Origin of the sequence: Aquisalimonas sp., assembly GCF_007120195.1 — a bacterium.
Lineage (GTDB): Bacteria > Pseudomonadota > Gammaproteobacteria > Nitrococcales > Aquisalimonadaceae > Aquisalimonas.
In genome coordinates this window covers 1-8,397 of sequence record NZ_SKOG01000101.1, presented here as the reverse complement: position 1 = coordinate 8,397, position 8,397 = coordinate 1, and the positions used below count along the sequence as shown (strand labels likewise).

16 protein-coding genes and 1 pseudogene are annotated in these 8,397 nt (G+C 62.8%); 6 read left to right on the top strand and 11 right to left on the bottom strand.

Annotated features, from left to right (window positions below; translation table 11 throughout):
- Positions 1 to 66: 66 nt before the first annotated feature.
- Positions 67 to 435, top strand: coding sequence for a hypothetical protein (locus tag QZT63_RS07940; protein ID WP_290650096.1), 369 nt, complete (start codon positions 67 to 69; stop codon positions 433 to 435).
- A 67-nt stretch (positions 436 to 502) separates the two neighbouring features.
- Here the strand turns inward: QZT63_RS07940 and QZT63_RS07935 are convergent, their stop codons facing one another.
- The 6 genes and pseudogenes from QZT63_RS07935 to QZT63_RS07915 all read right to left on the bottom strand — a co-directional run bounded on the left by QZT63_RS07935 (position 503) and on the right by QZT63_RS07915 (position 2,575).
- A complete protein-coding gene (locus QZT63_RS07935; RefSeq protein ID WP_290650094.1) occupies positions 503 to 739 on the bottom strand; it encodes a hypothetical protein in 237 nt (78 codons plus the stop codon).
- 154 nt (positions 740 to 893) lie between these two features.
- Positions 894 to 1,229 (bottom strand): annotated as a pseudogene (locus QZT63_RS07930) (type II toxin-antitoxin system RelE/ParE family toxin).
- On the bottom strand, positions 1,187 to 1,378 hold the full coding sequence (locus tag QZT63_RS07925) for an addiction module protein (RefSeq protein WP_290650099.1): 192 nt from the start codon (positions 1,376 to 1,378) through the stop codon (positions 1,187 to 1,189). The pseudogene QZT63_RS07930 and the gene QZT63_RS07925 overlap by 43 nt, the downstream one beginning before the upstream one ends.
- 246 nt (positions 1,379 to 1,624) lie before the next feature.
- On the bottom strand, positions 1,625 to 2,056 hold the full coding sequence (locus QZT63_RS07920) for a DegT/DnrJ/EryC1/StrS family aminotransferase (RefSeq protein ID WP_290650098.1): 432 nt from the start codon (positions 2,054 to 2,056) through the stop codon (positions 1,625 to 1,627).
- Positions 1,971 to 2,168: a DegT/DnrJ/EryC1/StrS family aminotransferase gene (locus QZT63_RS20045; RefSeq protein ID WP_366636380.1), complete on the bottom strand. Its 198-nt coding sequence runs from the start codon at positions 2,166 to 2,168 to the stop codon at positions 1,971 to 1,973. Before QZT63_RS20045 ends, QZT63_RS07920 begins: the two co-directional genes overlap by 86 nt.
- On the bottom strand, positions 2,168 to 2,575 hold the full coding sequence (locus QZT63_RS07915) for a hypothetical protein (protein ID WP_290650092.1): 408 nt from the start codon (positions 2,573 to 2,575) through the stop codon (positions 2,168 to 2,170). Before QZT63_RS07915 ends, QZT63_RS20045 begins: the two co-directional genes overlap by 1 nt.
- Before the next feature lie 415 nt (positions 2,576 to 2,990).
- Here QZT63_RS07915 and QZT63_RS07910 point away from each other — a divergent pair, with 415 nt between their 5' ends.
- Both QZT63_RS07910 and QZT63_RS07905 read left to right on the top strand, forming a co-directional pair.
- Positions 2,991 to 3,275, top strand: coding sequence for a type II toxin-antitoxin system RelE/ParE family toxin (locus QZT63_RS07910; RefSeq protein WP_290650090.1), 285 nt, complete (start codon positions 2,991 to 2,993; stop codon positions 3,273 to 3,275).
- A complete protein-coding gene (locus QZT63_RS07905; RefSeq protein WP_290650088.1) occupies positions 3,275 to 3,586 on the top strand; it encodes a HigA family addiction module antitoxin in 312 nt (103 codons plus the stop codon). Before QZT63_RS07910 ends, QZT63_RS07905 begins: the two co-directional genes overlap by 1 nt.
- A gap of 100 nt (positions 3,587 to 3,686) precedes the next feature.
- On the opposite strand, the gene QZT63_RS07900 is transcribed toward QZT63_RS07905, so the two are convergent.
- From QZT63_RS07900 to QZT63_RS07880, 5 genes are all read right to left on the bottom strand, one after another.
- On the bottom strand, positions 3,687 to 3,899 hold the full coding sequence (locus QZT63_RS07900; RefSeq protein WP_290650086.1) for a hypothetical protein: 213 nt from the start codon (positions 3,897 to 3,899) through the stop codon (positions 3,687 to 3,689).
- A 218-nt stretch (positions 3,900 to 4,117) separates the two neighbouring features.
- On the bottom strand, positions 4,118 to 4,354 hold the full coding sequence (locus QZT63_RS07895) for a hypothetical protein (protein ID WP_290650085.1): 237 nt from the start codon (positions 4,352 to 4,354) through the stop codon (positions 4,118 to 4,120).
- A gap of 36 nt (positions 4,355 to 4,390) precedes the next feature.
- Entirely contained in the window at positions 4,391 to 4,546 is a 156-nt protein-coding gene (locus tag QZT63_RS07890; protein ID WP_290650083.1) for a hypothetical protein, read from the bottom strand.
- Entirely contained in the window at positions 4,543 to 4,878 is a 336-nt protein-coding gene (locus tag QZT63_RS07885) for a DUF5615 family PIN-like protein (RefSeq protein ID WP_290650082.1), read from the bottom strand. Before QZT63_RS07885 ends, QZT63_RS07890 begins: the two co-directional genes overlap by 4 nt.
- On the bottom strand, positions 4,875 to 5,114 hold the full coding sequence (locus QZT63_RS07880) for a DUF433 domain-containing protein (RefSeq protein WP_290650081.1): 240 nt from the start codon (positions 5,112 to 5,114) through the stop codon (positions 4,875 to 4,877). Before QZT63_RS07880 ends, QZT63_RS07885 begins: the two co-directional genes overlap by 4 nt.
- Positions 5,115 to 5,180: 66 nt before the next feature.
- On the opposite strand from QZT63_RS07880, the gene QZT63_RS07875 reads away from it, so the two are divergent.
- The 3 genes from QZT63_RS07875 to QZT63_RS07865 all read left to right on the top strand — a co-directional run.
- Positions 5,181 to 5,360 carry an ABC transporter permease subunit gene (locus QZT63_RS07875; protein ID WP_290650079.1) on the top strand — a complete coding sequence of 60 codons (180 nt, stop codon included), beginning with the start codon at positions 5,181 to 5,183 and terminating at the stop codon, positions 5,358 to 5,360.
- Positions 5,361 to 6,346: 986 nt separating this feature from the next.
- A complete protein-coding gene (locus QZT63_RS07870; protein ID WP_290650078.1) occupies positions 6,347 to 6,955 on the top strand; it encodes a hypothetical protein in 609 nt (202 codons plus the stop codon).
- An 831-nt stretch (positions 6,956 to 7,786) separates the two neighbouring features.
- A partial coding sequence (locus QZT63_RS07865; RefSeq protein ID WP_290650076.1) for a UTP--glucose-1-phosphate uridylyltransferase occupies positions 7,787 to 8,397 on the top strand: 611 nt, incomplete at its 3' end.

The following is an 8,397-nucleotide window of genomic DNA, read 5'->3' as shown; positions in this document are numbered from 1 at the left end:
ATCCCTTCGGCACGACGAGTGCGAGCGATCCGGGCGCCCGAACTTTGATGCCCACGGGAACGCCGCTTGCTGGCGCGCACACTTTCGCTGGTCACCGCATTGGCGCTGCTGGCAATCAGCGGCGGGCATTTCCCAGTTCTCCATGCGTCGCATCGATCCGCCGTGGGGGCCGCCCTGAGCGCACAGAGCGAACTCGCCGCCTCGGAGCCGGCGCTCGCGCGTTTCGTGCGTTCGTTCCGAATACTGGCCCTGCATGGGCCTCGACGGCCGGTGCATCTCCTGGGGCGTCCGATCGACACCGGCGTGGAAGGCATTACCTTGCCGGGCACCCACCGCCTCCCCGGCAGCTTCCTCGTACACGTCCGCGGTGACGCATCCCATGCACTGATCGATGAGCTGCTGCGGTTGGCCGGCGGCGGCGAGAGGTGGTCTTGACCATTCTGCCGCCAAACGAGGACTGACCACGCCGGCCGATCCCGGTATCTTCTCCCTGGCCATTTGGTTAAAAGTGGCGCCTTACGCTCTGGGGTGGCGGATCCTGCCTGGCCGGGGCCACTGGCGGCGGGCGCGTCGGCTCACCGATGTGCGCCAGGATCGGGTGGATCGAAGCCGGGTCGGTGACAAAGGCGACGATCCGCCTCTCGCCCGCGCAGTGCGGACAGGTCAGCGAGAAGGCTTCATCGATGCGTGCGAGCAACACAGCCCACAGATAGCGGGCCTTGCGACGGTCCAACTGCATGGGTCGGGCTTCTTACCCCGTCGCCTCGCTCATTACCTCTTGAATCACCCGGCAGGTCTCGTCGATCTCGGCCGCGGTCAAGGTGGGGTGGCAGAGGAACATCAGGCTGGTCTCGCCCAGCTCGCGCGCCACCGGCAGCGGCTGCCCCCTGAACTCAAGGCTCCAACAGGCGTGTGATAGCGCTTGATGGAGACTGACGATTGTCTAACACGGCGTAGACTCGTACTGCCTCCTGTTCATACTAGTAATAGACGGAAAAAGGAAAGCGCTTGGACAGGAGGCGATAGTAGCCAAAGACTTGCTGATGAACTCCGGCATACAAGTGAAGAGAGTCGATATCGGAGAACAATGTATCTATGAAGTACTGACCGAGGCCCGGTTCCAGCCGATCATAAAACCGAAACCCTGCCAGAAGATCCTCTTCGGCATCTTCCAGTACCTCGATTTTCAACGTGTCCGCTCTCTCACCCGATCCTTTGTGGATTCCCATTCACTGAATGAGGTACCACCCGTCTCAGCACGTAGCCCTCTTTCCTCCAACACCTCCTGATGCCAGGCCGGGACGGGGACAGAGTCGGGATCTCTGGCCAGATCGTCCCATAACGCTTCCATGGCACTAAGCTTCTCACGGATGCTCATATCACCCAATCTCATCACCATGGTTCACCTCCAACAGCCGCTGCCGATCGATCACGCCACAACAAAACGCCATAGACAAACATAGCTCTCAGGTTAACCGAAGAACAAGAAGACTGACCAGCACCCCCCTACCCCTACCTGACCCGGTCCCCCGTGCCCTAACGCTGGAAGGGGTCAGACCTCGGTGACCAGGCCGCCTGGGTCAGTGGAAGGGTCAGACCCCGGTGGTGGACCACGTGGTGCGGACTACCCCGCCGTCTCGCTCATCACCTCTTGAATCACCCGGCAGGTCTTGTCGATCTCGGCGTCGGTCAGGGTGGGGTGGCAGAGGAACCTCAGGCTGGTCTCGCCCAGCTCGCGGGCCACGGGCAGCGGCGTCTGCGGGCGCCAGCCGGTGCCGTTGAAGGCCTTTTCGCGGTAGACCTCCGAGCAGGAGCCCGAGAAGCACGGCATGCCGCGCTCGACGATCGCGGCCTGGATACGATCACAATCCCAGCCTTCCGCCTGCCGCTTCGGCTCGACGAACACATAGCGCTTGTAGGCCGCATGCTCGATGTGCTCAGGAATGAGCCGGCACCCGCAGCCGGGGCAGTCATGCGCCACCTGCCAGATGCGCTCGGTATTGGCCCGGCGCGCCGCCTTCCACGCCGGCATGCGTATGAGCTGGATGCGCCCGATGGCGGCCTGCAGCCAGATGCACGGCGAGGATCGCCCGGGTGTTCGGCGTGATCTTCTCGGCCACCGTCTCGGCCGTCACGCTCTGCGAATCGCGGCTCACATCGGCGAACATCAGAAGGCGACAAGAGCTGCCGTATAAAGCCCACGAACATCTCGGCTTGCCCAACCGCCCACTCGGCCATGCGGTGCGTGTTGCAAGCGGGACAGACGCCGCGACCCTTGCACGAACGCGATCAGGAAGTCGTGGCCGCAGTCACTGCAGCGGAGCTGCTGGGCCTCCGCGCTTGCCTGCCGGCTGACATTCATGCTCGTGGCAAGCGGGCCCTGAATAAAGTTGGTCATCCACACGCCCAGCCCGGCCGCAACCGCAACCACCGCCAGCACCCCCGCGATGATATGGCCGCCCTCGTTCCGGTTACCGCTCGCGCCCGGCTGTAAAGAACGGCGGCGGTCAAGACGGCGCGCGATCCATTCGGGCCATATCTTGCCGGCGCGCCAGTAATAGTCGAGAAAAGACAACTCACGAGAAGACCGGCGAACAATGCTGCCAGTATAAAGCTGTCAAGCAGGGTCCATTGCAGGAGTTCGTCAATGGTTTGGGGGCATCCATGATGTCGTGGTCTACTGTTATTGGATTTCGTTATGCGACGAACAATCTCGCCGCCTGGCTGGCATGCCGTTTATGTGAATGGAAACAGAAGTGACTATTCTGTTTCACTGCGATGCAGAGTGCCATGGGCGCACGAACATGCTACCGTATCCGCTTGTATTGAGAAATTGTTAATTTTTCGTGAAACGCATTTGGGTTCGCCGCGCGCTTTATTCCGCATGCGGGCGGTTTTTATTTGCGATTGTGCTCGATCGGCCCGGCCAAAGCGAACGGAAACAAGTTTCGCGTTTGACAAGTGTACGGTGTCACCGTACACTGCAAGTAATGAAGATTGCGAATGTCCGACACAAAGGATTGCGACAACTCCTTGAGGATGACGATCCAAAAGGACTGCGGCCCGATCTGGTGCCGCGCATTCGTCGGATCCTGACAGTGCTTGTCAGCGCCCAGGGCATGAACGAGGTGAAAGGCCCGCCGGGATGGCGGATTCACCGGTTGAGCGGCGACCGCAGCGAAACGTGGAGCATATCCGTCTCCGGTAACTGGCGCATAACGTTCCGCATCGAAGACGATGCGATCCAGGATCTGGATTTAGAGGATTATCATTGATGGCTGAGGAGCGTGTAAAAGTAGGAATGACGCCGGCGCATCCGGGCGAGTTTATCCGCGAGGAAATCCTCGACGCGCTCGGCCTGAGCGTCTCGCAGGCGGCCGGGATCCTCGGCGTGCGCCGGGCAACCCTGTCCGACTTGGTGAACGAGCGCGCGGGGGTTTCGCCGGAGATGGCGCTGCGCATCGAAAAGGCCTTCGGCGTGTCCATGGATACGCTTTTGCGCATGCAGGCGTGGTACGACAGCCATACCATGCGCCGGCGCGCCGACGAGATCCGGGTCACGCGCTACGTGCCAGGCGCGGACTAACGCAGCCGCTCGCCGACGGCTCACACGCCTTGCATGCGGGGATGGTGTTATTCACCGTATCGGCGAATGCCGGCAAGGGGGCTTACCCAAGCAATTCTAATTATGGTGCTGAAGCCAGGGCCTCTCGGGCGTCGGCGCGCAGCGGATAGTTGGTAGCGGCGCCGTGGCTACGACGGTCGCGGTCCTGGCGGCCACGGCCGGTGGTGAGGCCGACCTCGAGCCAGTTGGCGCCACGGTAGCAGACCACGGAGGAAGCGTTGGTGATCGACCAGGGTCTCGGCCAGCCATGGCCGCAGCCCGTAGCAAGCCTCAAGGATAGGAAATCCAACCGTCTCCTTTGCAGTATCGCCGCGGTCATTGGCTGGATCAACCGAGCCGGCTGCCCGCCTGCGGCCGCTGCGGGCCATCGGCGGCAGCAAGCGGTCCTGCTTGCCGGCCGCGATGCATGGTCAGACCCCGCGATTTTTCCTGGTGGCGGCCCGCTTTCCGAGCATCTGGCAAGCCGGTATCCTCACCGCCACGGGCGGATTCTCACCATGTGATGCGCTGGTCGAAGATAGAGTCGGGCTCGGGCTGGGCCAGCGGATCGATCCCGGCGGGCTCACCCTGGTCACCCTGGGGATCCATCGTTGCGCTGGTATTGCCATCGCTGGCCCAGGCGGGCGGGTCGCGGGCCGGGGCCACCGGCGGCGGGCGCGTCGGCTCACCGATGTGCGCCAGGATCGCGTGGATCGAAGCCGGGTCGGTGACAAAGGCGACGATCCACATCGCGCCCGCGCAGTGCGGACAGATCAGCGGGAAGGCTTAATAGATGCGTGTGCGCACCTGGCGCAGCAGTCCGGGCCGCTGGCGTTGCAAGCCCTGTTGCAGGCCCTTTTCCAGACCCTGGCGTTCCCAGCGCTCGATCCAGCTCTCGAAACGTTCCGATACCATCGCTCGTACCTCGTTGAGATCGTTCATGGTTGCTGCGGGGGTCGAATATGGATGACCTCGCTGGGCTGGATCGCCACGAGAGCGGACCGAATCCGGGAGATGAGCGGGCGAAGGTCTTCCAGCTTGGTGCTGCCGGCAGCGAGTATGATCACTCCCAGTCTCAATGTGCTCAGAGCTTGCTGGTGCGGCAGATTGCGATCCGCCGTGATGAAGGCGTCGAACGTGCACTCGGCCAGTCGCAACAATTGCCCGTTCTTGGTCCCGGCCCAGCCGGCTTCCGTGACCGTGGACACCTCGAACTCCGGAATTTCACTTGCCAGCAGGCGTGGCAGATTCTCGTCCAGCAGAACCCTTTTCACGCGACTCTTGTCAGGAGTGCTCGGGTGGCCTGATCGAGGAAGGCGTTGACCTGCTCACGGCGTACACTGGGGAAGTTGTCCAAGAACTCGTCCACGCGGTAGCCGCCTTCGAGATAATCGATCAGGGTCTGCACCGGGACGCGGGTGCCGACGAACACGGGTGTACCACCGAGAATCTCCGGGTCGCTGTGAACCACGCTGCCGTCCGGTAAGGCAAGCGGTCGTGGATCGGACATGATGCACCTCGAGCAGCAATCGATGAATCTGAATGCCAAATCTACCTGTTTGAATGAGAGAACACCATGATTCAGCTGGAGTCCATCGACCGGGAACTGCTGGAAGCCGCGCGCACCCTGGGTGCGAACGAACCCACCGAGTTCCGCACGGTGACCGTGCCGAACGCGCTGCCCTACGCGACGGGGAACACGCCACGACGAAGAGTCGGTGGCAGAGCCTTTTCAATCGTGCTGAGTTTCACGTAGCTGCGGTAGGATGTGAGGGTCGTGTCGACGACTCCCCGCTGAGCTCTCATCCAGCCAAGAAATTCGCTGACTAAGGAGCTGGGCTCGGGTGAGACTGCGTCCTCGACGATCCGTCGTTCCCGCAAATGACGCAGGAAGACGCGAACGCATGAGAGGACAGGCCGGCCGCGATCTCGTGAGGGTGGTACCCGCGCCGCATGATCTCCCGTTCGTGGTCGTGGAAAAGTTCCACAAACCTGGCTGATCGAATGGTCGAAAGTCCTGAACCGGTTTGGTGTAGACGTGCATGAGAGTTCTCCCCTGGGCGTTGCTGTGCCCTTCGGGGAGAAACTATCTGGAGTAGACGCTCTTCATCCATTACCCAAGGCGTCTACCAATCACACCCTGATCGGCTCCGGAGCAAAAACTGCCGATAGCTTCTGGCTGCGGACAACACGAGCACGCGAGCAGGAAGTCGTGGCCGCAGTCACTGCAGCGCGCGCGGGCAAAACCGTGGGTGAGGATGCGCCTTCGAGACCGAGCTGGCCCGCCGCACCCGCCAGTGCAGCCGTCTCCGGGCCTGTGTTGGAGCGCGCCTTCGAGGGCTGGCGCAACATCGACAAGGGGCTCGGCGACCGTATCGCCAAGGGCGTGCAAGGGCCCGCCTCGGCGCGGCCGGCCTCCTCGGGGCACGTGGCGCAGCGGCGAAGGCCTCACTCAGCCGGCAACCGGGAGACTGTCGGCTGTGTTGTTCGCTGCTGCACCGTGCTAATTGGCAACGGGCGTTGGCGTTGCCATGCTGCAAACGCGGTAATTGTGCAAGGCCCTGTAGACGCACGACTTGAAGCAATGGCTTTGCAGCTACGCCATGCTCCGGGGCGGCGAGGGCGCCTTGATTCCCTCACTTGGTGTTCGCACGAATCAAGCGAGCCTGCTCCTGCAGTACGGTCAAGAATCGGCCCGGAGTGCTCCGGAAACGAACGAGCTGCAACGAGGAAGCGACGCCCATGAAATACCTCCTCTCGACCGGAGGTTGGGACTCCACCTACCGACTCCTGGACCTTGCCCTGGAGCAGCAGGTTGCCGTGCAGCCCCATTACGTGATTGACCCGGGCAGGCGCTCCACCACGCAGGAACTGCGTGCCATGTCCGAGATCGAGGCGGGGATCGAAGCCGAGGCCGGCGAAGCAGACCTGGTCAGGCCGCTCCAGATCCGTCTGCGAACGGACATCCACCCCCACGCGGAGATCACCAGGGCTCGTGATCAGCTCGCCCGGGAAGTTGCCATCGGCGAGCAATACGAGTGGCTCGCGCGATTCTGTGAGCAGGAAAACCTACAGCGGCTCGAGCTATCCCTGACCGGTCACGAGGCCGGCACGGCGCTCCAGGAGCGACTATTCATGGACCCTCAGCACGGTGAGTTTCGCCTGCGTCGGGATTATCTTGCCTACCAGCTCTTCAAGTATTACGAATTCCCGCAGCTATCCCTGACCAAGGAGGACATGAAGCGGGAAGCCGAGCGGAAAGGGTTCAGCGCGCTCCTGGAGCGAACATTGTTTTGCCACGCGCCGATCCTCGATTCGCTCACAAGACCCAACGCGCCTTTCGCATCCTAAGGCGCACCACAGGCAGGGCTGTCGTGAAGCTCCTCTGGCGAACGAGCGCCCGCAAACGGCGTGTATAGGAGGTATCGCCTTGTATTGGATTACCGCACCGAGCCGGCCGTCATGGAAGCCATTGAGGCGCTGGCGCACCAGAAAACCAACATCCTGATCGCGCACCGCCTCAGCACGGTGAAGGCCTGCGACCAGGTCGCGGCAGCGGGCCCGTTCGAGGCACTCCAGCAAGAGCAAGCGCAGCTGCAAACCGCCGCGCGGCCAGCCCACGCTGACGGGCTCCACTCGCACCGCAGCCACCCGAGCGTGAACAGAACTGGGCAGTGCGGACCTACGCCGTGCGCGCCCGCAAGGGCACAAAACCAACGCCCAACCACCCCGAAAACTGACAACTCGTCCACAACTCTGGCGGCCATCCGGACACGCGTCACAAATCCCGCCACCGCGCGTTGCAATGGCCCCAGCACTGCGCTTCACTCTGCGCCGGATGTTGCCTGAGTGGGGCATCTGCACCGGCCAGACGTGCCACCGCAGGAGCCGCGTTACGCGCTCCCGGGAGCGACCAGGCCGACCCGGAGACCAGCCAGCCTCGCCTTATCCAGCGAGCCTGGCGCCAGCAAACCGCTGAGTCCCGGCGTGCACACAATCGAACGGTCACAAATCGCGCTTGGGGAGCACCTCCCCAAGCGGTAGCGTGCCCAAAGGGTCAACACCAACCCATCGACCCGGTACCCGTAGGGTGGATTAGCGAAGCGTAATCCACCATCCAAAAAACAGCGCCAAAGGCGCGCAAAACAACACACACACCACAAAGCCAAAGCCAAACCACCCATGCCAACCCCAATCAAAACCGCCGTCTTCCCCGTCGCCGGCCTCGGCACCCGCTTTCTCCCAGCGACCAAGGCCAGCCCCAAGGAAATGCTCCCCATCGTCGACAAGCCCCTCATCCAGTACGCGGTGGAAGAAGCGGTCGGCGTCGGCATCGAGCGCCTGGTCTTCGTCACCGGCCGCACCAAGCGCGCCATCGAAGACCACTTCGACAAGGCCTACGAGCTCGAGGTCGAGCTCGAAGCCAAACAAAAGCACGCCCTCCTGGAGCTTGCCCGCAGCACCCTCCCGGACGGCGTCAGCTGCCAGTACATCCGCCAGGCCGAGCCGCTTGGCCTCGGCCACGCGGTGGCCTGCGCGCGCCCGGCGGTCGGCCATGAGCCCTTCGCCGTCATCCTCGCCGACGACCTCATCGACGGCCAAGGCGAGAAAGTCCTGTCACAGATGGTGCGGGAGTTCGACGACTACGAATGCTCGATCCTGGGCGTGGAGCGCGTGCCGAGAAGCGAGACCCAGAAATACGGCGTCATCAGCGCCACCGACTTCGCCGACGGCCTCTCGGCCGTGCGCGGCATCGTCGAGAAACCCGACCCGCAGGACGCCCCCTCGAACCT